The 21,119-nt window shown below is 68.1% G+C and carries 22 protein-coding genes and 8 pseudogenes; 14 read left to right on the top strand and 16 right to left on the bottom strand.

The annotated features are described in order from the left end of the window. Positions 1 to 8: 8 nt before the first annotated feature. The 3 genes from BLW14_RS32270 to BLW14_RS32260 all read left to right on the top strand — a co-directional run bounded on the left by BLW14_RS32270 (position 9) and on the right by BLW14_RS32260 (position 2,371). Positions 9 to 1,283, top strand: a complete 1,275-nt coding sequence (locus BLW14_RS32270) for a family 16 glycosylhydrolase (RefSeq protein ID WP_218137695.1) — start codon at positions 9 to 11, stop codon at positions 1,281 to 1,283. A gap of 66 nt (positions 1,284 to 1,349) precedes the next feature. Further along, complete coding sequence (locus BLW14_RS32265) at positions 1,350 to 2,000, top strand: hypothetical protein (protein ID WP_093710572.1); 651 nt, start codon at positions 1,350 to 1,352, stop codon at positions 1,998 to 2,000. Between the two features lie 101 nt (positions 2,001 to 2,101). Further along, a complete protein-coding gene (locus tag BLW14_RS32260; protein WP_143052033.1) occupies positions 2,102 to 2,371 on the top strand; it encodes an SNARE domain-containing protein in 270 nt (89 codons plus the stop codon). 110 nt (positions 2,372 to 2,481) lie between these two features. Here BLW14_RS32260 and BLW14_RS35525 read toward each other — a convergent pair whose 3' ends face one another. Beyond that, a complete protein-coding gene (locus tag BLW14_RS35525; RefSeq protein ID WP_256332963.1) occupies positions 2,482 to 2,868 on the bottom strand; it encodes a LexA family protein in 387 nt (128 codons plus the stop codon). Here BLW14_RS35525 and BLW14_RS35520 point away from each other — a divergent pair. Next, positions 2,831 to 3,179: pseudogene (locus BLW14_RS35520) on the top strand (DDE-type integrase/transposase/recombinase); the annotation flags it as partial. The gene BLW14_RS35525 and the pseudogene BLW14_RS35520 overlap by 38 nt on opposite strands. Here the strand turns inward: BLW14_RS35520 and BLW14_RS32250 are convergent. Further along, a pseudogene (locus BLW14_RS32250) lies at positions 3,092 to 3,304 on the bottom strand (transposase); the annotation flags it as partial. The pseudogenes BLW14_RS35520 and BLW14_RS32250 sit on opposite strands and share 88 nt — an antisense overlap. Positions 3,305 to 3,459: 155 nt before the next feature. Continuing rightward, positions 3,460 to 4,734 carry an amidohydrolase gene (locus BLW14_RS32245; RefSeq protein ID WP_093710570.1) on the bottom strand — a complete coding sequence of 425 codons (1,275 nt, stop codon included), beginning with the start codon at positions 4,732 to 4,734 and terminating at the stop codon, positions 3,460 to 3,462. A gap of 166 nt (positions 4,735 to 4,900) precedes the next feature. On the opposite strand from BLW14_RS32245, the pseudogene BLW14_RS35515 reads away from it, so the two are divergent. The 3 pseudogenes from BLW14_RS35515 to BLW14_RS35510 all read left to right on the top strand — a co-directional run. Then, positions 4,901 to 5,671: pseudogene (locus BLW14_RS35515) on the top strand (bifunctional rhamnulose-1-phosphate aldolase/short-chain dehydrogenase); the annotation flags it as partial. 269 nt (positions 5,672 to 5,940) lie between these two features. Continuing rightward, a pseudogene (locus BLW14_RS32240) lies at positions 5,941 to 6,853 on the top strand (IS5 family transposase). Positions 6,854 to 6,875: 22 nt separating this feature from the next. Then, positions 6,876 to 7,085, top strand: a pseudogene (locus BLW14_RS35510) (hypothetical protein); the annotation flags it as partial. 184 nt (positions 7,086 to 7,269) lie between these two features. On the opposite strand, the gene BLW14_RS32235 reads toward BLW14_RS35510, so the two are convergent. Then, positions 7,270 to 7,707 (bottom strand): NUDIX hydrolase, encoded by a 438-nt coding sequence (locus tag BLW14_RS32235; protein WP_093710569.1) that lies wholly within the window; start codon positions 7,705 to 7,707, stop codon positions 7,270 to 7,272. 391 nt (positions 7,708 to 8,098) lie between these two features. Between BLW14_RS32235 and BLW14_RS32230 the strand changes: the two are divergent. Further along, a pseudogene (locus BLW14_RS32230) lies at positions 8,099 to 8,384 on the top strand (IS5/IS1182 family transposase); the annotation flags it as partial. A 98-nt stretch (positions 8,385 to 8,482) separates the two neighbouring features. Here BLW14_RS32230 and BLW14_RS32225 read toward each other — a convergent pair. The 7 genes from BLW14_RS32225 to BLW14_RS32190 form a co-directional block, all read right to left on the bottom strand. Further along, entirely contained in the window at positions 8,483 to 9,004 is a 522-nt protein-coding gene (locus tag BLW14_RS32225; RefSeq protein WP_093710931.1) for an HIT family protein, read from the bottom strand. A gap of 61 nt (positions 9,005 to 9,065) precedes the next feature. Then, positions 9,066 to 9,434 carry a hypothetical protein gene (locus BLW14_RS32220; RefSeq protein ID WP_093710568.1) on the bottom strand — a complete coding sequence of 123 codons (369 nt, stop codon included), beginning with the start codon at positions 9,432 to 9,434 and terminating at the stop codon, positions 9,066 to 9,068. Between the two features lie 75 nt (positions 9,435 to 9,509). Beyond that, positions 9,510 to 9,899: a hypothetical protein gene (locus BLW14_RS35505; RefSeq protein WP_256332962.1), complete on the bottom strand. Its 390-nt coding sequence runs from the start codon at positions 9,897 to 9,899 to the stop codon at positions 9,510 to 9,512. A 159-nt stretch (positions 9,900 to 10,058) separates the two neighbouring features. Continuing rightward, positions 10,059 to 11,018: a replication-relaxation family protein gene (locus BLW14_RS32215; protein WP_256332961.1), complete on the bottom strand. Its 960-nt coding sequence runs from the start codon at positions 11,016 to 11,018 to the stop codon at positions 10,059 to 10,061. Positions 11,019 to 12,072: 1,054 nt separating this feature from the next. Then, on the bottom strand, positions 12,073 to 13,143 hold the full coding sequence (locus BLW14_RS32200) for a hypothetical protein (protein ID WP_093710567.1): 1,071 nt from the start codon (positions 13,141 to 13,143) through the stop codon (positions 12,073 to 12,075). Then, positions 13,140 to 13,319, bottom strand: a complete 180-nt coding sequence (locus BLW14_RS35495) for a hypothetical protein (RefSeq protein ID WP_256332960.1) — start codon at positions 13,317 to 13,319, stop codon at positions 13,140 to 13,142. The genes BLW14_RS32200 and BLW14_RS35495 overlap by 4 nt, the downstream gene beginning before the upstream one ends. Before the next feature lie 56 nt (positions 13,320 to 13,375). Next, entirely contained in the window at positions 13,376 to 13,732 is a 357-nt protein-coding gene (locus BLW14_RS32190) for a hypothetical protein (protein WP_256332959.1), read from the bottom strand. Positions 13,733 to 13,899: 167 nt separating this feature from the next. Between BLW14_RS32190 and BLW14_RS32185 the strand changes: the two are divergent. Next, a pseudogene (locus BLW14_RS32185) lies at positions 13,900 to 14,205 on the top strand (IS630 family transposase); the annotation flags it as partial. On the opposite strand, the gene BLW14_RS32180 reads toward BLW14_RS32185, so the two are convergent. Then, positions 14,170 to 14,637 carry a GNAT family N-acetyltransferase gene (locus tag BLW14_RS32180; RefSeq protein ID WP_371128139.1) on the bottom strand — a complete coding sequence of 156 codons (468 nt, stop codon included), beginning with the start codon at positions 14,635 to 14,637 and terminating at the stop codon, positions 14,170 to 14,172. The pseudogene BLW14_RS32185 and the gene BLW14_RS32180 overlap by 36 nt on opposite strands. 324 nt (positions 14,638 to 14,961) lie before the next feature. Between BLW14_RS32180 and BLW14_RS32175 the strand changes: the two genes are divergently transcribed. The 3 genes from BLW14_RS32175 (at position 14,962) to BLW14_RS32160 (ending at position 16,911) form a co-directional block, all read left to right on the top strand. Further along, positions 14,962 to 15,483, top strand: a complete 522-nt coding sequence (locus BLW14_RS32175; protein ID WP_093710565.1) for a hypothetical protein — start codon at positions 14,962 to 14,964, stop codon at positions 15,481 to 15,483. A gap of 349 nt (positions 15,484 to 15,832) precedes the next feature. Continuing rightward, on the top strand, positions 15,833 to 16,033 hold the full coding sequence (locus BLW14_RS32165) for a hypothetical protein (protein WP_143052032.1): 201 nt from the start codon (positions 15,833 to 15,835) through the stop codon (positions 16,031 to 16,033). A 104-nt stretch (positions 16,034 to 16,137) separates the two neighbouring features. Next, positions 16,138 to 16,911, top strand: a complete 774-nt coding sequence (locus tag BLW14_RS32160) for a hypothetical protein (RefSeq protein ID WP_177154180.1) — start codon at positions 16,138 to 16,140, stop codon at positions 16,909 to 16,911. An 80-nt stretch (positions 16,912 to 16,991) separates the two neighbouring features. Here the strand turns inward: BLW14_RS32160 and BLW14_RS35490 are convergent, their stop codons facing one another. From BLW14_RS35490 to BLW14_RS32140, 3 genes are all read right to left on the bottom strand, one after another. Then, positions 16,992 to 17,279: a hypothetical protein gene (locus BLW14_RS35490; protein ID WP_256332957.1), complete on the bottom strand. Its 288-nt coding sequence runs from the start codon at positions 17,277 to 17,279 to the stop codon at positions 16,992 to 16,994. Between the two features lie 230 nt (positions 17,280 to 17,509). Further along, positions 17,510 to 18,292 carry a transposase gene (locus BLW14_RS32150; RefSeq protein WP_256332956.1) on the bottom strand — a complete coding sequence of 261 codons (783 nt, stop codon included), beginning with the start codon at positions 18,290 to 18,292 and terminating at the stop codon, positions 17,510 to 17,512. Between the two features lie 564 nt (positions 18,293 to 18,856). After that, positions 18,857 to 19,042 carry a hypothetical protein gene (locus BLW14_RS32140; protein ID WP_093710560.1) on the bottom strand — a complete coding sequence of 62 codons (186 nt, stop codon included), beginning with the start codon at positions 19,040 to 19,042 and terminating at the stop codon, positions 18,857 to 18,859. Positions 19,043 to 19,184: 142 nt separating this feature from the next. On the opposite strand from BLW14_RS32140, the pseudogene BLW14_RS35485 reads away from it, so the two are divergent. After that, positions 19,185 to 19,334 (top strand): annotated as a pseudogene (locus tag BLW14_RS35485) (IS5/IS1182 family transposase); the annotation flags it as partial. 105 nt (positions 19,335 to 19,439) lie between these two features. Continuing rightward, positions 19,440 to 20,186, top strand: coding sequence for a hypothetical protein (locus BLW14_RS32130; RefSeq protein WP_177154254.1), 747 nt, complete (start codon positions 19,440 to 19,442; stop codon positions 20,184 to 20,186). Here the strand turns inward: BLW14_RS32130 and BLW14_RS32125 are convergent. Then, positions 20,138 to 21,042 (bottom strand): IS5 family transposase gene (locus BLW14_RS32125; protein ID WP_371128138.1). Its coding sequence is split into 2 segments (ribosomal slippage): positions 20,138 to 20,697 and positions 20,697 to 21,042, totalling 906 coding nucleotides; the frame shifts between segments, so codons are not numbered across the junction. The two genes, BLW14_RS32130 and BLW14_RS32125, sit on opposite strands and share 49 nt — an antisense overlap. Positions 21,043 to 21,119 lie beyond the last annotated feature (77 nt).

Below are 21,119 nucleotides of genomic sequence, written 5' to 3'. Positions count from 1 at the left end.
GAGCCAAGTTGAGACACCGCCGTCTGCGCACCCCCCTTCTGGGAGTGCTGGCAGCCACACTGGGCGCACTGGCCGTCGCCCCAGCCGCGTCGGCCGCCGACTTTCCCGCCAACCCGACGGCAAAGCCGGGATACACCTTGGACTTCCAGGAAGAATTCAGCGGCAGCACCCTGGACACCGACAAGTGGCTGCCGTACTACCTCCCCCACTGGACGGCCGACCGCGAGAAGGCCAAAGCGCGTTACACCATCGCGGACGGGGTGCTCACCGAGCGCATCGAACAGGCCACCCCGGCGTGGAACCCCGCCTACGACGGCACGGTGAAGATCTCCAGCATCCAGACGTACGACAAGGACTGGTGGCACCGGTTCAACTACGCGATGCCCAACGACCATCACGAGCCCGACTTCGACGGCTACTCCACGCAGTACGGCTACATCGAGACCCGTGCCAAACTCTCCGACGTCGGCGGCGGGGGCCACCAAGCCCTGTGGCTGGTCGGCACGAAGGACACCAGCAGCGCGTCGGCGAACGCCGAGATCGACATGATCGAGACCTTCTTCAGCAAGCCGGACTCCTGGCGGATAGCCGCGTACGGCTGGGGCGACCCCAACTTCCTCGGCTCCTGGGTGTTGCACGAGGACCCGGTACCCAGCGGCAAGCCCACCGAGGAGTACCACGTGTACGGGATGGACTGGACGCCCACCCAGCTCAACTTCTACTACGACAACCAGCTGTACAAGACCATCAACGACGCCCCCAACATGCCAATGGCCATGATCATGGGCATCTACACGGACGCCGGCTCCGGACAGCACAACGACGTCTGGCCCAAGTCCTGGAGCGTGGACTACCTACGCGTCTGGAAGAAGGACGGCGGGTACGGCAGCAGCGGGTACGAACGGCTGAAGAACCGCCAGACCTCGAAGTACCTGCACATCGAGAACAAGACCGGGAAGGCCGAGTACGGCAGCCTGCCCGCCACGGCCTGGAGTTCCCAGTGGGCGCCGGAGACCACACCGGCCGGCTACACCCGTTTCCGCAACCGGTGGACCGGCGAGTACCTGACCTCCGGGTCCGACGGCTACGTCCACTACGGCACAGCGGCTTCGGATGCGCCAGGAGCCGACTGGACGGAGGAGTCCGAGGCGGGCTATCTACGCCTGAAGAACCGAGCATCCGGCGGCTACGCGCACACCGAGGGCCTGACCGGATTCGTCGAACAGGGCAATGTGCCGGCCGGCTACTGGACGAGCCAGTGGGCGACCGAACCGGCGTCGTGAGCCACCGCGTACACCCATGGCGCGCCCTGCCACCGGGGCGCGCCACCCACCCAGGAGCCCCCGCCCATGCGCGCACACCGCCTCGCCACCCGATTCGCCCTGCCAAGCCTCGCCGTATTGCTCTTCAGTGGCTGCGATTCCGCGACCACCGTCCCGGACCCGGCCTCCTCCACCGCACGGCAGGCCGGACCGCCCACCGGCCCGGAAAACCGCTCCCTGTGGACGCTCATCGACGCCGACGGCGAAACCATCGAAACCCTGGCGGATGACGACCCCGACGTTACCGCGATCCGCAGGACCGTCGTTCTCCACTCGGGCGCAGTTGACGACCGCAACAGCGCATCGGTCACGGAGAGCCTGAAGAGCGAGTTCTCGTTCTACGGCGTCGAATTCCGAAAGGCCCTCGAAGCGCGGAGCTACGCCACGAAGGCGATCGCCCTATTCCGGGACAACGCTCTGGCCACACGGCAGCAGAAGGTCGCCTGGTACCGGTCGACCGTCTTCCGGAACCGCAGGACCGCCAAGGCCGAGATGGACACCGTCTTCGAGTTCACCGCAGGAGACCCCGCGTACCTCAAGAAGGGCGGCCTCGCGGTTGGGACTCCGTACACCGAGCACCGCACGATAAGCCTGGCCAAGCAGGGCAGCACCTGGGTCATCACCGGAATCCGGCGGACACCGCTGGAACGCCCCGCGCCGAAACCCGTTACGCAGTAACCTCTGCCCTGGCCCCTACGCCACCACGCCCCGCTGTCCCCGCACAAGCAAGAGCGGCAGAGGCAGACACCCGGCCCGGACGCAGCGAGTGCGCCGATGAAGTGGCAAAGGCAGCCGGTATCGGCGTGATCCGGATCCAAACCACCACATGGGACTACCCGCAGGAAAGGACGAAGCACTGGCCCGAGCGGCAGAACAGGTACCAGCCGGACGCATTCCGCCCGGCCACCGGGGACGAGATCGATGTGCAGGGCATCCTCTGTACCGACCTCGAACGAGGCATCGGACGCCGCCTCGGCCGGGCCATCTCCGAAGCGCTGGGGAACCTGGCAACCGGTCGAGGCCAGGGCGACCCGTCCGCTGTCATCTGACTAGACGACCAGATTACGGCCCTCGACCGCCATGACGCTGACCGTGGGATTCCGACTGGGCAACGACATCACAACCCGGCAGGTGACTGTCCTGGTGACCCAGTCCGCCATCAGTGAGTCTGGGAGGACTCGTGCCAGTTGGCGCGCGTCGATGCCGCCAATGGGTCACTGCCCGCAGCAGATGGGTCAGCGTTTCCGGGCTGTCCGCGCGATGCCCGGAATCGCTGACCCTGCACCGGGTGCCAGGGGTGCAGGCGGCAGGTCTGCCAGCGCCGGCCGGTCCGGCTGATCAGACCAACCTCCTCCAGGCGCCCGAGCTGGTAGGCGACCGAGCTCGTGCTCGACAAACCGACCCGGGCACCAGCCTCCAGGACCGAGGGCCCCTCCCCGTGCTCGGCAATCCACTCCCGCACCGCGCGCAGGACCGCTTCCTGCCGTGGCGACAACCTGGTTGGCGGCTCACGCCGATCGCTCCCCGCGTGGTTGTGCAGCCACATGCGCACCTCGCTGATCACCAACGCGATCGAGATGGCCGTGGCCGCCCGCGGCGGACGGGTGGACGGCGTCGTGTTCCACACGGACGGAGTGCCCAGTACAACGCGGCCGCCTTCACCGAGGTATGCCGCCGGCACGGCATCCGCCGCAGCATGGCCGGACCGGCTCGAGCTACGACAACGCCTTCGCCGAGTCGTTCTTCCAGGGCCTCGAACGAGAACTGCTTCACGGAAGACGCTGGACCTCGAAGGCCCCGACACGGCTCAAGGCGTTCCGCTGGCTCTCGTACTGTGCGTTCTCCGCCCGAAGCCGGGCCAACTCGTCCGCCTCGCTGCCCGTGTCACGGTGGCCGGGCGCGGCCTGAGCGTTGTTCTTGCGCACCCACGTTCGCAGCGACTCCGCGGTGACGCCGAGATCTGCAACCACGGTCGCATAGGTCCTCTTCCCGGCAGCGGCACGGTAGAGCGCGACCGCGTCATTCCTGAACTGCTCCGGATACGGAGACCCGGGTCCCCCACCTGCACATCCCTCCTTGGACCATCAAGATCCATTGTCAGGGTGTCCACTCCAAAGGGTCAGCCTCAGCGACCGCTTCATCCAAATCGGTTTCCCCTTCCCGACAGCCAGGTGAGGGCCGCGACGGTCATCGCCTCGACGCCGGTGGACAGGGTGGGCTCGATGACCGGTGCGAAGTACGGGGAGTGGTTGGAGGGGATATCACGGTTGACCGTCCCGGACCGCTGCGCCTTCGCGTACGTCTCCGGGTCGATGCCGCCGAAGAACCAATAGCAGACGGGGGTGTCCGACGCGGTCCCGAAGACGCCGCAGTCCTCGCTGCCGGTCGCCGGCCCGGGGTCGAAGACCTGAGTCTCACCGAAGTGGTCGCGGAAGGCAGCGAGGGTACGGGCCACGGCGGACTCGTCGTTCACCAGGGCAGGAAAGGTGTCGATCGGCTCACAGTCGGGGCTTCGCGTGGCTCCCGCCACCGCCGCTTCGCCTTCGATGATGCGCTTCACCGCGTTCAGGACCGTCTTGCGTACCGCTTCGTCGTACGTGCGGATGTTGATTTTCAACACCGCGGTGTCCGGGATCACGTTGTCCTTCGTCCCCGCGTTGAGGGCCCCGACGGTGACCACCGCGGTGTCGCCGCCGGCGATCTCGCGCGAGACCACGGTCTGCAGCCTCATCACGGTGGACGCGGCCATCACCACTGGGTCGATCGCGGCTTCGGGTCGGGAGCCGTGGGCACCCTTGCCGTGAAGGGTGACCTTGAGCGCATCCGTGGCGGCGAGCGCGGGGCCTGCGTGGCAGCCGATCGTGCCGGCGGGGAAGGGGCCGACGTGCTGGCCGAGGACGATGTCCGGCTTGCCGATCGTGTCGAAGAGCCCGTCATCGACCATGGCCTGGGCCCCCGATCCGATCTCCTCCGCCGGCTGGAAGACGGCCGAGATCTTCCCTGCCCAGTACGCTTTTCCTTGGACCAGCAGGTCCAGCGCGCCCAGCAGACAGGTGACGTGCATGTCGTGACCGCAGGCGTGCATCACGCCCGCCGTCTCGCTGGCGTACGGCAGACGGGTCTGTTCCGTGACGGGAAGGCCGTCGAAATCGGCGCGCAGCAGGAGATTGGGGCCGTCACCGTTGTCCAGGACACCGACGACGCCCGTCCGGCCGAGACCCGTGGTGACGTCCATACCGAGCCCGCGCAGCCGCTCGGCGACGAGGCCGGCGGTGCGGGTCTCCCCGAAGGAGAGTTCGGGGTGGGCATGCAGATGCCGGTAGAGGTCCGCAAGGCCGTCCGTCCGACCGGACAGCCTCGCGAGCAAACGGGATGGTGCTGGGACGTCGCCGATGTTGTCCGTGTCGCTCATGTGCTCATGCTCGGTGGGCCACGCGGCCGTGTCCCGCGAACTGGGCCATTCGGGTATCCGCGGCACGCGCTCGGACCGGCCCTGTCGGAAGCCGATTGTGCAGATCACCTCTCATCTCTGCTCTGACCTTCCAGCTCTTGACGCGGACCGAGGGCGGCATGACTCGCTCACCGCCCGGGGCGGGGGCGCTGAGGAGTGCGAGAGCAACGCGCCGTGGATGATCCGCACCGCGGAGACCTTCCCGGCAGACCGCGGCAAACAGCCGCCTTTGGGTGCGCCTCTGTCCGGCTACGCAGCGCTGGCACGCCAGGAGCTTAGGGGCGGGGTGCCGCGCTCGCTCCCGTCATCCGTTGCCTGGCCTCCCAGGACCGCCCGCAGGTCGGCCACTTCACGGACACCGACATCGTTCTGGACTTTCTCGCCCACGACCAGCATTCGCGGCTTGCCGCCCTGGGCACCTCCTGCCCGGACCACTGCCTGCCCACCCAAGTCCGTCCGCTCCTCCTGGACCTGCCGCCCAAGGCCCCGCTGGGCAGGTTGTTGCCCGGCTGAAGAAGCTGCACGAGGTATACAGGTAGGAGTTAAGCCGCCTACTACGCGCGACACGCGGCCTCCGCCTCGCCTGCCATGCGCGGAGCGAACCCCGCAATCGTTCCGGGCCTGGGTGTCGGGCTGTTCTCCTTCGGCGAGGACAAGCACCGCGCGGGTGGCGGTCGAGTTCTGCATCAACGCGATCAACGTGATGCGCGGCGTCGAGGCGGTGTCGTGATACGCCTCCATCGACCAGGGGGAGAAGTTCCGCATCGAGTACTGGGAGCTGGAAGAGGCCAAGCTGCTGCCCGAGCCGAAGCAGCTTGCGACCCGCGTCGCGCTGGTGACCGGGGCGGGCTCCGCGGTCGGCAGAGCCATTGCACAGCGGTTCGCCGCCGAGGGCGCATTCAGCCACCAAGGCCGACCAGGCCCACCAGGTCCGCCCGCTCGCCCCGCCGCCCGAGCCGGGTCCGGCGACGGGGCAGGCGAAGCACTGAAGCTACGCGGCAGACGGGACTGCAAAACGTTCGGTGGGCTCACCCCCAGGGAGATGACCGCCCTGGTGGGCGGTCTGCGCGTGCTCGGCGCCACCTACCAGTAGTCGGCCATGGGCGGATTACTTCGTCAACCTGCTCGACTCAAATTTGGCCTAGGCGCTGTCTGATAATTGATCTTGTGGTGGGTCGTGGTGGGCTGACGGATGTGGCATGGGAGCGGATAGCGCCCCTGTTGCCTGGTGTTGATGGCCGTGGGCGGCCGTGGCGGGATCACCGGCAGGTGACCAACGGGGGTGTTGTGGCGGTTGCGGACTGGTGGCCCGTGGCGTGACCTGCCGGAACGCTACGGGCCGTGGCAGACGGCCTACGAGCGGTTCGCCCGCTGGGAAGCGGACGGCACCTGGGCCCATTCGCTCGAGCAGGTACAGGTCCGCGACGACTCCGCCGGAGCCGTGGAGTGGACCGTGTCGGTCGACTCCACGATCAGCCGGGCTCACCAGCATGCCGCCGACATCCGCAAAAAGGGGCGGCGGCGGGGGACGAACTGGAAGATCCGGCACGCGAGGCGGCTGGTCAGGCGCTGGGCCGTTCGCGTGGCGGGCTGACCACCCAGCTCCACCTCGCCTGCGACGGCCGAGGCCTTCCCCCCGGCCGTCCTCGTCACGCCCGGTAACGTCAACGACTCCACCGTCTTCGACGCCGTCCTGGGCGCTTTGAAGGTGCCCAGGAGCGGCGCCGGACGACCCCGCCGCAAGCCCGACGCGGTCATCGCGGACAACGCATACTCCTCCCGGGCGATCCGCCAGACCCTGCGCAGGCGAGGCATCCGAGCGGTGATCCCAGAGCGGGCGGACCAGAAGGCCAACCGCCTGCGGCGCGGACAGGCCGGCGGCAGACCTCCGGCCTTCGATCGCGAGCCCCACAAGGCCCGCAACGTGGTCGAACGCTGCTTCGGCCGCCTGAAGCAATTCCGCGCGATAGCGACCCGCTTCGACAAACTCGCCGTTCGCTACAAGGCGGGAATCCACCTTGCCGCACTTGTCCTCTGGCTCCCCGAACCCGCCCAAGATCCTTTGTCGGACAAGCCCTAGGCCCCACTGCCCACGATCCGGAGATTTCGAAGGCAAGGACACCGCGACCGGAAAACAGCACTGGACAGGCAGCCGCCCCGACCTCGTCTTCGGCTCCAACGCCGAACTCCGAGCTCTCGCCGAGATCTACACCCCCCACGACGGGAAGCGCCAATTCGTCCAGGACCTCGCAGCCTCCTGGACCAAGGTGATGCACTTGGACCGCTTCGGCCTCCGCCACCACAGCCCCTAACACCCCCGCTCGGTGCTGCCGCACCGGGACCACGCACGACCGCCCCCACCCGAACCCGGCGTACGCCGATGCACGAACGCCACTCTCTTCGGACGTGCGGCTACGCGGGGGACATCGAGCGGGCGCACCGACCGCCGGTCCGGCTACCGCCCGGTCCCGCAGTGCGAACAGGGCGTGTATCCGCCTACGCCGCCAGCAGGCCTTTCTCCCTCAGCAGCGGCAGCACGTGGTCCCGTACCGCGGGAGCAATACGGATGTCCTTCTCGTGGCCCGACACCCACCGCAGGCATGCGAGCTCTGCAGCCGGGACCGGGGGGCCGCTGAGGCGCGCCGCGAAGACGGTCATCAGCAGAGGGACGCCCTCCAGAGCCGCGACGGACTCAACCGCGGCCAGCAACCGCGGCTCCACGGGCCGAACGCCGAGCTCCTCCTCACATTCTCGTACCAGCGTCTCCAGGGGCTTCTCGTTCCCGTCGGGCTTCCCGCCGGGAAGGTAGAAGACCTCGGGAGCCGCCTTCTTGCTCACCACGAGGAGCTGCCCGTCCTGGACGACCGTCGCCGCCACGACGATCAGTGGTTCAGTCTGGATGGGCGATGTCCCCGCCGCATTTACCTGGATCATGCACACAATTCTCTCAGACGAAGCCCGGACAACGTTTCACTGCGACGGGCCGCCGCTCGATCGGCACGATTCCCCACCGCATGGAGCAGAACGGGAACGACGTCGTTGACGCGGGCCACTGCGGAGTCCCTGCCGTCTGACCTGTGGCCGGATCATGGCGATTGTCCGGTTTTGACCAGGTCGAGACCGCATGTGGTAGCCGTACTTGCTTTCGAGGGAGGGATCCCTTCGAGCTGGGGTAGTGGTGGAGATCTTCGGTCTGCCCCGGACAGAAATGGACGGCTTGCCTTAGAGCCCGCGCAGATAGGCGGGGTGGAGGCTCAGGCAGCGATGCGGGCACAGGTCTCCGTGATCATGGAGTTGCGACGCTCTGTGATCACTGGGGGAACCTGTGCCCGTGTTGCCATCATGGCTGACCGGCCCGCTGTGGGACCAATTCGCTGCCTTGCTGCCCGAGCGCCCGACGGTCGTGGTCGAGCACGAGCCCGACGATCCGGTCGCTGATGCGGGGCCGGTGGCACCCCAGCGGGTGGGAGATCGCCGTTGATGGCTCCATCACCAAGGCCCCCGGCGGCGGCGAGGTCGCCGGGCGCTCACCGGTCGACCGCGGCAAACAGGGCCTGAAACGCTCGGGCATGACGGATGGACACGGGATCCCGCTCGGCCGGGTCCTGGCCAACCCCCGGTGACCCCGCCTACGTACGCGACGGCCACGGCCGGTGGAACTGGCAGGGCAAACCCTGGCCCACGGCAACGGCACGTCGGCCACGAAGCATCACGCCCCAGCTCCCGATACCGAACCCGCCCTCGCGGGCGGCTTGGGAACTCGCCCTTCGGCGAGGGCGGCGCGTAGACGTTCCCCCAGTGCCGCTGCTTCCGCGTCGGTGTAGGACGGCATGCCGTTCTCGGTCATCAAAGCGTGGAACTGCTGTTCCCTGTACGGCGTTCCCGGGGGAAGGCCGGCGATGTGCCAGTGCAGGTGCGCGTTGCCCTGCTGGCTGCCCAGGGACAGCAGGTAGGTGCGCTCGGGTGCGACGACCGCTTCCACCGCAAGCGCCACCTTGCGGACCACGGACATCAGAGCGAGGTAGGCGGGCTCCTCAAGTTCGCGGACAGCATGCTCGATGTGGGTCTTGGGAGCCACGAGCACCTTCCCCGGCACGGTTGGATACCGGTCGAGGAAGGCGATGTGCTGGTCGTCTTCGTACACCGTCACATGACCGGGCTCACCCGCCACGAACGCGCAAATGAAGCATGGACCGTTACGCACCCTGGCCTCGTACGCGTCCAGGTCCATGGGTCGCCGATCCGCTGCCACAAGGCTCTCCTCTTCGATCCGGTCGCCGGGCGTCAGCACGTCAGACGATGGCGTGGTCCAGTAAAGCCCACATCCGCTCCAGCTGCCCGTGCTCGATCGCTGTGCCCGGATCCTGCGCGAGCAGCCGTGCCGCCCCTGCGACCAGCGAGGCCACCGCCACCAGCCGGATCTGCTGCTCCGCAGTGAGCCACGGCGCGTCCTGGACCACGCACGCCACGGCGGCCAGCTCGCTGCGCGTCACTTCGTCGACGCCGCCCGTGCCGTCGATCATCGCGCCGTAGGCGTCCATGCGGTCGCACTCCTCCGGAGTCAGGGAGGCCGTCGCCGTCTCGGTCACCTCCGGCAGCTCCCCGGCGAGCCAGGCCCCGCCGGGCAGGCAGTCGGCGCACCGGGCAAGGAGCGGACCCACGCGGCGGCCCGTCGGCCGGCAGCCGCGGCGGCCAGGGCCTCCTCCTCGCCCTCCCACAGCTCGGACGGAACATCTTCAGGGGACCTGGCGGGCGGATGAGAGGTCGTCACCCTCCTCTGACCGCTGGAAGAAGTCATAGGTCACCGGCGACCGCCGCCGCCCACCCCTCAGGCGCGCCGACGTGAGAACCAGCGGCGGGGCTTCCGCGCCGGCTCCGTCTTCCTGGTGGTCCTCCTGGTCGTGGCGCTCCGAACGGTGTTGGAGGGTCTGGGCCAGCTGCACGGCGACGAGGGCGCGGCGCTGGCACCGGTCGCAGAGCGTGGGGTGGGTGTCCGCCGGCGTTCCCCAGTCGGTGGCCTGGGTCGTTTCCCACCGTTCGTCGGTGAACTTCGTCCCGCACCCGCGCACACGCCGGGCGCTGCGCTTCCCGCTCCGCCGCCCGCTGTTCGGCCTCCTGGCGCTCACGTTCCCGGACCTCCCGCTCACGGGCCTCCTGTTCGACCCAGTGGCGTTCCAGGACGGCCTGGCGGCGGGGATTGCCGATCGCGTCGAACACGGACTGCGGGCCGGACCGACCGAAGCGGCGGAAGACGGCGCCGCGCGGTCCGTGGGCTTGGAGGTCGGTCAGGGTGGTCGTGATGACGGGGATCTTCTTGTCGTAGTGGTGGAAGTCCTCGTCGTAGTCCTTGGTCCCGGCCCAGAGGTGGCGGGTGAGGGCGGCCAGGCGCGGGATGGTGCGTTCGGGGTTGCGGGCACCGAGCGGGTTGAAGACGAGCAGCACTGGTGGGTACGGGTTGTCGCCCATGTCCCGAGCGGGGTGGTCCAGCGGGTGCGCCACATCGGCTGCGCCTTGCCCACCGTGTCCTTCACCTTGCGGCGGAAGAAGCGGGCGTACTTCTCCAGCTTGTCCGCGAGCTCCTCCGCGGTCTCGTGGCAGTTGTCGACCTCCACGAACAGCAGCGGGACGCCGTCCTGGGGCGCGGTCAGGACGATGTCGGCCTGGGCGCCGCCCCGACCCGGCGTGCTCCAAGACCCAGCCACCGGCAACGGGACCTCGGTCCAGTACGAGCCGATGCTCCCCACCCCGCCCGGTGCGTCGACCACGGCCTGGGCCGCCGCCCGCACCTCGGGCCGGTCCGTAGCCAGCTTGGCGAGTTCGGGGTTCGGGCGCAGCAGCGCGATCACGGTCTCGTTGACGGCCATCGGGTGGGAGGCGCCGCCGGCACCGGCGCCGCGGGCGGTGGCGCCCATCTCGGACAGGGGGCATTGGAGTTCGGTGGCGGCGGCCTCCAGGCCCTTGAGGGTCAGATGGCGCAGGGCCTCGCCTGTGCTGGTGGAGCCGCCATTCGCGGCGAGGCGGTGGGTGCGCAGGTCGGCGAGGGCGGCGGTATGAGTGGCGGTGCGGGCCGTCTTCCGCTTCGCCTCTGTCGGCTTGCCGGTGTGGCGGTGGTTCAGGTGCGGCATCGCTATCCGCTGGATCTGATCCGTGGTGGCGACCTTCAGCACTCCGAGGACGCGCAGCACGTCCGCCCGTGCCGTGTTCGTCGAACCGGCCGCGTTCGACTTCCGCTTCACCGCCGCCATCAGCTCGCCGCCTTCTTCGCACGTCCCGCTGCCAGTCGGCCGTCGGCTGGGCTTCGCCGGGCGGCCGGGGCCGGCACCCGATGCTCTCCTTCCTCAGGAGGGGAGAAGAAGGGGTGTGCCACCGCTCCGTTCCGCGCTGACCAGCAACTTTGCGAGGTTTCGGCCGCCGGGCACCAAAGGGGGATTCCAAGGGGCATCCGCAGGGGCCGCTGCAGGGCGCTGCCGGGCCTGGAGCGCCGGGAGGCCGGGCGGCCGGCTCGTACGGTGCGCACCGTACGGCGGCCGGCTCGCGGGCGGGTGGTACTGGTCATCGAGGGCTCCTTCGCTGCACCGGAACAGGACCCGGGCAGCGTGCGAGGGCACCCCTTGTCGTCGGTCTGACGGTGCCCGGCAGCCATCCCGGTCAAGGAGAAACAAGACCACCTGGAACCGGGCTTCCAGGGCTGGGTCACTGTTTGGGTCACTGCCCGCAGCAGATGGGTCAGCGTTCCCGGGGCGTCGGGGCGCCCGGTCCGCTGACCCAGCACCCGGTGTCAGGGGTGCAGGCGGCAGGTCCGCCAGCGCCGGCCGGTCCGGCTGATGAGCCCGCGCGCCTCCAGGCGCCCGAGCTGGTAGGCGACCGAACTCGTGCTCGACAGACCGACCCGGGCACATCTGCCGGACCGAGGGCCCCTCACCGTGCTCGGCAATCCACTCCCGCACCGCCCACAGAATGGCCTCCTGCCGCGCCGACAACCTAGCCGGGTTCACGCCGATTGGTCACCGCGCCGCTGCACAGCCGACCGGGCGCGGCGACGTAGCTCCACCCGGGCCGCCGGCGCACCACCGGGGGCGGTCGCCCAGAACGGGTGGGTGTGCAGGGGACCGACAGCTTCAGCAACCGCCGGCGCAGCACGGTGGAGTGGCGGGGGTTCGGCACGGCCAGGGCGTCGTAGGTGGCGTTCCATGCCTGCTGCGCGCGGAGGTGTGAACGTGCACGCTACTTGGCACCGGTGGACAACTTCGATGCACAACGCGGCGGCATGACCGAGGGCCGCGACTGGTCATGCGTTGCTCAGAGCAGGCCGGCCCAGGGGTCATCGTCCGGTTCGGGCTGTTCGGGGTGGAACATGCGGCGAACGCAGCGCAGGAGTCCCGGTTCACCTGACCCGGCGGCGGCAGTCATCCACGGCAGGGCCTCCATGGCCTGCGCGCGTTCATTGGTGGCGAGAACGTCAAACGCGTGGCGGAGATCTGCGGGGGCCGGCTCGTCAGTGAGGCAGAGCCACCCGATCGCTGCGGCCAGGCGGGCTTCGGGGGCCAGTGTCCGGTCCTGCCACCGCTCGTGGATCCACGAGGCGATCGGCGGCCGCGCGTCGGCGCGGGTGGTCTCGGCGCCGGCGAGGAGCAGGGCGGCGCTGACTATGGCGTCGTGCTCCGTGGCAAGCCTGGTGGCGAAGGCTGTTCGGACCGTGCCGTCGGGGTCGGCGGCGGTGGCCAGAGCGTAGGCGGCATCGATGCGGATGGCGGGGTCGGCGTCGTCGAGAAGGGTCAGGAGCACCGGCGTTTCGGTGGTGATCGCGGCTCGGGCGGCGGCGACCGACCAGCCTGCGGGGTAGCCGGTCACCTCAACACCGTAGTCGTCGTAGTCGTCGAGGGCGTGGCGCCGCGGGTCGGTGCGGTGGAGAAGGAATTCCTCGCGGGAGGCGACGCCGAAGTGACGGGCGCGGGCCGGGGCGGAAAGTACGCCGAGGGCGTCGGCACGGCGTGGGTGGTGGATGTCTGTGGCGATGGGGATCAGAAACGGTACGGCAAGGGCGGCTGCAGCCCGGCTGTCGTTGGCACACAGGCCGCCCAGCAGGCCCGTCGTGCGGCGAGCGGATCTGTCGCCGGCGTGCAGCAGGTGAACGGCCTCCCGGGCATCGTCGCCGTACGGGAAGTTGCCCCACGGGACAGCGTCCAGGCGGAACCCGCGCTTTATCTCGGGCCCGATGTCGGCCACCACCGCCCGCACATCGAAGGCGCCTCCCACGAACGAGGCCAGATCTGCTCCGTCCACCAGTGCACGACACATCGCGAACGTCGGATCGGTCCGCCAATCCTCCACACCACACCCCCACCATCGAATCCCCAGAGACTCGATCATGCGCCGTCGATCCAGTTAACGGCCAGCCACCGGCCGCCCTCCCACGTCCCGGCGCCCACCCGGTAGTCGGGGCTGAGGGCGCCGGCGGCCGTGAGGCGAAGGAGGTGGTCGTCCTCCTGGGCCATCTCTGCGGCCTTCTCGTCGGCGTTGTCGCCGTCGGGGGTGTTGGCCTTCACCGCGACCGCCCCCGTGGGGCCCTGCACCTTCCAGGCCCGGGAGCCGCGCCGGTCGCTCAGGAGCTGGATCGTGGTGGGTTCGCCGGTGTGTCCGGTGAGGAGGGCGACGGCTTCGCCAGGGGCAGGAGGTTCCTGGCCCATGTGCGAATGTCCTTCCACTCGGTAGGGATGGGCGCGAACACGTCGCGTCCGTCGTCGTCGGCCCCGGCGAGCGCGGCGGCCAGGTCGGGTGTCGCGCTCAGGAAGCGGGAGTCGCGGCGACGGACGGCGGCCCGCACGGGAAGGAACGAGGCGGGCGCGGCCGGGATCCGGTGGCCGGCCCCGGTGACTTCCTCTTCTCCCGCGTAGAACTTGCCGAACATCACCCCGACCGGTCCATAGAGGTTCTTCAGCACCCAGTGCGGCCAGGCCATCAAGTCACGGTGCCGGGCACCGGGCACGTCGCCCAACAAGACGATGTTCTCGCACCGCAGCAGGCCGTGGGGCCGCTTCAGCAAGGGCCTCAGCCACTCCGCTGCCTGGGCGCCGGCGTGGAAGAGCTCCGCCTGGACGGCTTCGGCGTCGCCATCGACGCGGTACGCCCCAGGTCCGGATCGCCATCGTCAGTGACAACTTCTCACCCCACCTGACCACGAAGAAGTGTCAGCGCGTCGGCACCTGGGCGGCGGCGAACAACGTCGAAATGGCCTACACCCCGACCAACAGTTCCTGGCTCAACCGCCTCGAAGCCCAATTCACAGCCCTGCGCTACTTCACCCTCGACGGCACCGACCCCGCCACCCATAAGGAACAGGGCAGCATGATCCGCCGCTACATCATCTGGCGTAACCGCCTTGCCGACGACCAGCACCTACGCGCCGTCGTCGACAGGGCGAACGCTGCCTGATCCGGCCGTGGTACTGAACGAGATCCAGACGTCAGCTGCCAGGTCCGGCCGGCTCGGCACCGGTCTGCGCTCCTCGGTCCAGGCATCGCCGGTGATCTCTGTGGCGACGCGACGCCAGAACTTCACCGCGCCCGGGTTGGCATCCTGGAACGCGATCTCCCACGGCCCCGGATGCCGGGCCACGATGCCCTGAGCAGCGCGCATCCCGGTCCCCGCCCGCCGTGCCCCACGCACCACGAAGAAGCTGTTCATCACGCGTGCCGGACCAATCAGACCGCGGACGAACGCGAACCCGATGGGCCGGTCACCGCTCGTCAAAAGATACGGTGCCCGGTCGGGGTCGGAGAAGGCCATGTGAAGCCACTCGTCTCGGAAGGATCCGTCGGGGTTGGGCAGGTCACCCTCGAACTCCGACATGTCATGTCGGAACATAAGCCACAGGCGTTCGACTGTGGGCTTGTCGGCGAGGTCTGCGAGGTGCAGGAAGATGTCTGACACGAGACTCCGTGGTGAGGGTGGTCGACTTCAGCCTGAGACAATCTGTTTCCGGGCATGAAAAAGCCTCCCCGGCGGGTACGAACTCCGGACCGGGAAGGTTAGTTACTCAACGTAAATCTATCAGGCTGGTGCGCGGGCCTGTACATGTATCGATGCATGACAAAGGCGGCCGCCCCATGCCGCCCGGCCAAGCATTCGGGCGGCGCGTCACACCACAACAGGGCGAACGTTGCCTGCTGCGGCACTAGGTTGGCTGACGTGAGTACGCGGGGGCGGAGTTACCGATACGTCGGACCGGTCGAGCTAAAGGCTGCGGTCCGGCCTGACGGTGGCGGGTGCCGAATCGGCTCGGCGGCTGACTTCGACGGCTGGATCGCTGAGCGATCGGCAGCAGAGCTGACCGAACCGTTCACCTTCGTGGTCGGCACGGATGGTGTGCTTCGGCTGGCGCCGCGGCGAAGTGAGCACGTTGCTTGCGCTGGCGGGGACGTGGTTCTGAGTGCCGGCGAGATCAGCTTCATGCGTGAGGCAGAACGGTGGACCGTGGGCGAGGTCAGCAACCAGTCAACCGGATACTGCCCGGACGTCGCCTCCTGGTCGGCAGTCGCTCATGCTCTGGACGACGTAGGGATCGAACGCCCCTACGGCTTCACCCACGAAGTGGTGTTCCGGCGGTGCCCCGCTTGCCAGGAGCACAACATCGTGCGCGAGGACGACTTCGTCTGCGTCTTCTGTGGCAGCGATCTGCCGGAGACGTGGAACGTGGATCCCATCCAGTGATAACCGAGGGTCACAGCCACTCGTTGATGGCTGCGACGACGTCGGTCGCCTCGTAACGGGCCGCGAGTTTGTCGTATCACGTAGCGACAACACTGTGTCTTTGGAGGCGGTTGCTTCCGTACTCCACCGCGTGGGTAGGCGCCGCGTACCGGGCCCAGCCCTTGATCGCCGCCTACCTGGACCACCCCTTCAGCCTCAACGGAGGGGCCATCGGCGAGCACCCAGTCATCGGCTACACCGGAACCCGAGCTGAGTACATCCAGCACGTCCCCGGCTCTGGCCGCAGGCAGAGGTAATGGGACAGAGGATCTCGGTTGAGATCGATGACCCGCGCAGGGACACTCACGCGATGAGCTCCAGCACATCATTTGAACCGATCGAGCGAGGATGGGACGGGCCCTGGTATCGGGTCCGCATGGAGAACTTCCAGGTGTCGTTCCTGCCCAGCGGCGGCGAGGACTTCGCCGAGGTCTGCAATGTCGATGTCTTCGTGACTCTGAAGGACGGATGTGAACGGAGGCGTTACTCACCCGGAACGGCGGCGGGCTGAATGCTTCAGCCGGCCACGGTGCGAGCCCCAGCGGCGGCAGGGTACCAGTGCTGAGTGGGATGCTTGCCTGAAGCATCGGGGCGGGCAGGGGGCCGGTTGTGGCGGTGAAGTGGAAGCAGATCGGTCAGCGGAAGTTCGACCGGATCATCGAAGCGCTGGTGCATCGCACGTACGACGCGACAGCGCGCGTGGAGGCGGTGAACGGGCGCGGCGGCGATGGCGGTATCGACATCAAGGTCACCCACGGCTCGAAGGTGCGCATCTTCCAGCTGAAGTACTACCTGGACGGTTTCCCCACCACTGCATACAAGGGGCGACGCGATTCGATCAAGCAGTCGTTCGCGCGGGCCATGGAGCACCAGCCCTGGGAGTGGATCTTGGTGGTGCCGTGCACCCTCACCCCGCCCGAGCGGGAGTTCGTTACCTCGCTGGCGGCCGGGCACAAGGTCCGGATCGAGGTGTGGAACCGGCCGAAGCTGGACGGGCTGCTCGCCACGCACGCCGACCTGGAGGCGTACTTCATCCGGAAGCAGCTATTCGAGGCGGCGAAGGTCTACGGGCAGGAGCGCGCGCTGTTGATGGACGGGGCGCGGGATGTGAGTGCGCGGGTCGCGGCGCTGGGGCGGCAGGCTGACGGGCTGGATGCCAGATCGCGGCCACCCCCTGCGGGGCGGCGTCCCGGCTGCACGATCGAGAAGACTGCGAGGGCGCACTCGAGCTGTGGACCCGCCTCGACGAGCTACAGGACGCGATCCACGACTGCCTCACCGCCGAGGGACGGGCACCGCCGCATGCAGAGCCACAGAGGGGTCCGCTCGTCCGCCAGCGCGCGATGCTGCTGCCCGAACCTGCCCCGGCGGCGAGTTGCAGCGTGGTGAGCGCCCCGGTGGACCGGATGGGACGTCCGTCGAGCAGCCGCTGGATCGCTGCTGTAATGGCGTCGCGTTCGGCGTCGCGGTCAGTGGCCCTCGTGGGGTTCTCCGGTGCGGTCGTGGGCGGTGAATATGTGCTCCAGGCGGTCGAGCTCGTGCTGTTCGCGGGCGTGTCGGAACGCGGGGGCCAGCGAGTCGTCAACGAGCAGCCGTAGCCGCTCGATCTGGACGAGGATCTGTTCAATGTCGCGGTCGGTCCGTGCAATGTTGACGCAGCTCGGGCGGCAGTCGTCGAGGTCAGGTGTGCGGCGGGTGCTGTCCTCCTCGCTGCGCAGGCGGCAGGCTGCTCGCTTGGGGTCCAGGACGCAGATCATGCCCTTGCCGGGGAAAAATCTGAAGGCCGGGGTTGGCGAGCATGGTGGTGGCGTGCCGCTTGGTGCGCAGGACTCGGCCGGCGAAGCGAGTGGCGGCTTGGACGCGGTGCCGGTAGGTCTCGGCCGCTGCGCCGCTGACCTGCTCGCCTTCGCGTAGGCGCTGGTGTGCGGACTAACGAGCTTGTGCACGGTAAGCGGTGGGACGTCGAAGGGCCGGGGGCATTCGGTGCTCACGTCTGCCGAGCCAGGATCCGGTATGCGGTTTGTTGCTGGGACAGTAGGCCGGCGATGGCTTGGACGGTGTCGTCCATGTGCTCGCGGCGGCCGAGGTGACGTGCCAGTGCTCGCCAGTTCTTCAGGTGGGCGATGCCGTGCTCGACCCGGATGCGGAGCGAGGAGTGGGCCTTGCGCTGGCGCTCGTGCATCTCCTCGTACCAGTCCGGGGCGTTTTTCTTGAACTTGCGGTGCGGTGGCGTCACGATGCGTCCGCCGGTCTGTGCTCCGAGGCCTTGGTAGCCGGCATCGGCGAGGATCTCGACCGCTGGCCCGTCGGCCAGGAGCTTGACCAGCCCTAACTCGCGGGCGTGGGTGACGTCCGCGCAGCTTCCGGGTCTCATCGGGCTGCAGAACAGCAGCCGCCCGTCCCCGTCGGTGAGGACCATGGCCTTCACTGCGTTCTGCTTGTTCTTGCCGGAGATGAACTTGTCCCGGTCCTTGCGGCCGACGGCCGGGCGGCGGACCCGGATCTCGGTGCCGTCGATGATGCCGGTCTTCCCGGCCTGCCCGAGATGTTCCACGACCTCGGCCAGGGTCCGCAGCCGCACGTCGGGGCTGACGGTGCACCCTCGCTCGGCGAGCAGGGGCCGCACCTCACCGACAGCCCGGGTGACGGTCGAGCGGTCCATACCGAACCAGCAGGCCAGCACATCGTGAGTAACCCCGTGGCGAAGGTGCACGAGCGTGGCCAAGAGCCGGTCGACGAACACCATCTGGTGCTTCGCACCAGCGCCCACGGCACGCTTCCGCGACCGGGACGCAAGCCTCGCCTGGTGCCGCTCACGCCACAACGGCCCGACCTCAGCAACGAGTTCAGCAATCACAGCGGCCGATAAGCCCGTGATCCTCCGGTCGCTGATGATCGCTCTGCGAGTCGCGTTCCCCACCACACAACCTTGATCGCCGATCCGCGCTCGACGTCCCACCGCTTACCGTGCACGAGCTCGTTAGGCCGTGTATCGAAAGTAGATCTTGAGCAGTAGATGATCACGGTTCATGGGGCTAGGTGATTGCACGGGCGAACAGTGGGCGGGGCGGCCGGCCGTCTGGTCTCTACGGCGGTTGATTGACGGCATTCGGTTTCGGGTCCGGGCCGGCGTTCCGTGGGGCTGGTACTACGACCGGTTCCGCCGGTGGCAACGGCGCGGTAACTGGCACCGGATCCTCACCCGTCGTCAGCCCCTGGCCGACGTGAAAGTTGCCATGGCATACGGTCGCCCGCGAACGGAGGACCTGCGCAAGGAACCACGTGGACGAGTTCCTCGACAGAGACGCCACTTGCTGGCGGGAGAATCTCGGACTCAGGTTATGGCGGCGATCACATAGAGAGAAGATCCCAGACTGGCCAACCCCAGGCAGAACCACAGAGCGACTTGACCGATCCGCCGGTTTTCTCTTTCGACGAAGAAGCTGCCGAGGGTGAAGAAGAAGAAGATGCCCGCGAGTATCATGAGGCCCACACTGAGAAAGAAGAGCTTGACGCTCACAGTCCCCCACCTTCAGAATCTTTGACGATCAGCCTTTTGCAACCTGAGTTCAATGTCTCGGAGTTGGGCTGCTGTGCAACATGCCGAAGCTCCTGGTAGACGGGTCCGCGACGAGGGGAACCGGTGTTCGCCAGGAGTCTGTGTGCTTGTCTACCCGTCGTCAATCGATCTGTCCAGCCGCACTTTGTCTTCCTACCCGTCCACCTCCGTTGTCCGTCGTTTGGAGATCGGGACCCGGTGGCGACGCCCCACGACCGGGCCGCAAGCGCTGCCCGCACTGGCTCACCTGCGGGTATCACTTGCCGCGACGGCCGCGGACGGCCGGGCTCCTGACCCCCCGTCGACCTAGGCCGTTTCGTTTGTATCTTGCAAGGCTTGTCATACTTCCCGAGTGGAGATGCAAGCCGAGGAGGCAGCGCGGCGTTGGCTGGCCGATCAGGGTGTCAGCCATGTGCGCGACGGGTGGGTGAGCGACGAGAAGCCGGACGCGTTGCTCACCGCCAACGAGGTAGCGCACTCCTGGGCCGGTGATGTGTTCGCCGAAGACCTGGATGCAGCCGACCAGGTGAGGTTGGCTTTCGGGCTGCTGGACCTCCTCGACGAGTACTGGGTCACGCGCGAGATCCGGTTCGCGAACGAGGGTGCGGAGGGTCCCCTGCCGGCCGACGTGATGTGGGACGGCTACCGTCAGCGACTGGAGGCGGACCGGGACTCTGAGGCCGTCACCTACTCGCTGTGGGTGGACTGGTTCGAGGACCACGCCACTTCCGCGACCGCCTTCGCCGAGGTTCTCGGCAACGACATCGACCGGATAGTGGCCGAGCAATCGAAGGCCCTGCTCCGCCGAGCCCGTCGGGTTCTGGAGTGTTCGGGCCCGGTGCGCTGGACGGTGAAGGAGCTGACGTACCGCACCGCCATGCGACTTCCTGCCCTGCACTCGGCCGTCTTCCGCGGCCTCCTGGCGAGCTTCCACGACGTCTACGGCGACCTGGAGCCGGCTGTCGCACTGACCTTCCTCGGTCAGCTGGATCTCCCCACAAACACCCAGCACCTTGCCGAACTGCGCCACGTACTTGCCGCCGGGCACAAGAACCACTATCGCAGCCCTGGCGCCTGGGACGATGCGCTTCGCTCCTGCTCCTGAGCCGTTGGCCTGGCAGACCAAAGAAAGATGCCAGCGATGTAGAGTCCGGCCAGGTAGATGGTTGCGGTCTTCTCGTAGCGGGTGGCTATGCCCCGCCACTGCTTCAAGCGGTTGATGCAGCGTTCGACGGTGTTGCGCTGCTTGTACGCCTCACGGTCGAAGGCGGGTGGCCTACCGCCCTGGCTGCCGCGCCGCAGCCGGTGGCCGCGTTGATCGGCCGGAACGGGGATGACCTCCCGGATTTTGCGCTTGCACAGGTGCTCGCGGATCGCGCGTGAAGAGTACGCCTTATCGGCCAGGACCACGTCCGGCCTGGTACGGGGACGTCCTCGTTGACGAGGGACGCAGAGGCGGGCCATGACGTGAGCGAAGACGGGCACGTAACCGGCCTGTCCGGCGGTGAGCACGAAGGTCAGTGGCCGACAGTGAGCATCAGAGGCGAGGTGGATCTTCGTGGTCAGTCCACCACGAGACCGGCCGATGGCATTGTCATCGGGCTCGCCGGCCGGGGCCCCTTTTTGCGGGCCCCGGCTGCGTGCTGGTGCGCGCGCACGACAGTGGAGTCGACCGAGACGGCCCACCTGAGGTCTTCCTCGGCATCGGCCTGCGCGATGAGTGCGGTGAACACCCGCTCCCAGGTGCCGTCGATGGCCCACATCCGCAGCCTGTTGTAGGCGCCCCTCCAGTTCCCGTACTTCTCGGGCAGGTGGACCCACTGCGATCCGGTCTGGAACTTCCAGGCAATCGCATCGATCACCTCACGGTGATCCCGCCACCGGCAACCCCGCTGCGGCGTCCGGTCTGGCAACAACGGCTCGATTCGCGCCCACTGCACGTCAGTCAACGGCACGTCCAGACCAACGATCAGGTGATCCAAACGAAACGGCCTAGCCGATTCCGAACGCCTCCTCGGACCCGACCACCCCAACACCC

It is taken from the genome of Streptomyces sp. 2131.1 (genome assembly GCF_900105515.1).
Taxonomy (GTDB): domain Bacteria; phylum Actinomycetota; class Actinomycetes; order Streptomycetales; family Streptomycetaceae; genus Streptomyces; species Streptomyces drozdowiczii.
The sequence above is the reverse complement of the archived record's forward strand: the minus strand, read 5'-3'. Positions and strand labels throughout refer to the sequence as shown.

What these genes read in the sequence shown, in the direction of transcription:
- BLW14_RS32215 (WP_256332961.1), bottom strand. Translation starts at nt 11,018, where the DNA reads ATGGCGGCGGTGAAGCGGAAGTCGAACGCGGCCGGTTCGACGAACACG.
- BLW14_RS32130 (WP_177154254.1), top strand. Translation starts at nt 19,440, where the DNA reads ATGCAAGCCGAGGAGGCAGCGCGGCGTTGGCTGGCCGATCAGGGTGTC.
- BLW14_RS32235 (WP_093710569.1), bottom strand. Translation starts at nt 7,707, where the DNA reads ATGATCCAGGTAAATGCGGCGGGGACATCGCCCATCCAGACTGAACCA.
- BLW14_RS32180 (WP_371128139.1), bottom strand. Translation starts at nt 14,637, where the DNA reads ATGTTCCGACATGACATGTCGGAGTTCGAGGGTGACCTGCCCAACCCC.
- BLW14_RS32190 (WP_256332959.1), bottom strand. Translation starts at nt 13,732, where the DNA reads ATGGCCTGGCCGCACTGGGTGCTGAAGAACCTCTATGGACCGGTCGGG.
- BLW14_RS35525 (WP_256332963.1), bottom strand. Translation starts at nt 2,868, where the DNA reads ATGTGGCTGCACAACCACGCGGGGAGCGATCGGCGTGAGCCGCCAACC.
- BLW14_RS35490 (WP_256332957.1), bottom strand. Translation starts at nt 17,279, where the DNA reads ATGATCTGCGTCCTGGACCCCAAGCGAGCAGCCTGCCGCCTGCGCAGC.
- BLW14_RS32245 (WP_093710570.1), bottom strand. Translation starts at nt 4,734, where the DNA reads ATGAGCGACACGGACAACATCGGCGACGTCCCAGCACCATCCCGTTTG.
- BLW14_RS32225 (WP_093710931.1), bottom strand. Translation starts at nt 9,004, where the DNA reads ATGGACCTGGACGCGTACGAGGCCAGGGTGCGTAACGGTCCATGCTTC.
- BLW14_RS32165 (WP_143052032.1), top strand. Translation starts at nt 15,833, where the DNA reads ATGAGCTCCAGCACATCATTTGAACCGATCGAGCGAGGATGGGACGGG.
- BLW14_RS32200 (WP_093710567.1), bottom strand. Translation starts at nt 13,143, where the DNA reads ATGATCGAGTCTCTGGGGATTCGATGGTGGGGGTGTGGTGTGGAGGAT.
- BLW14_RS32265 (WP_093710572.1), top strand. Translation starts at nt 1,350, where the DNA reads ATGCGCGCACACCGCCTCGCCACCCGATTCGCCCTGCCAAGCCTCGCC.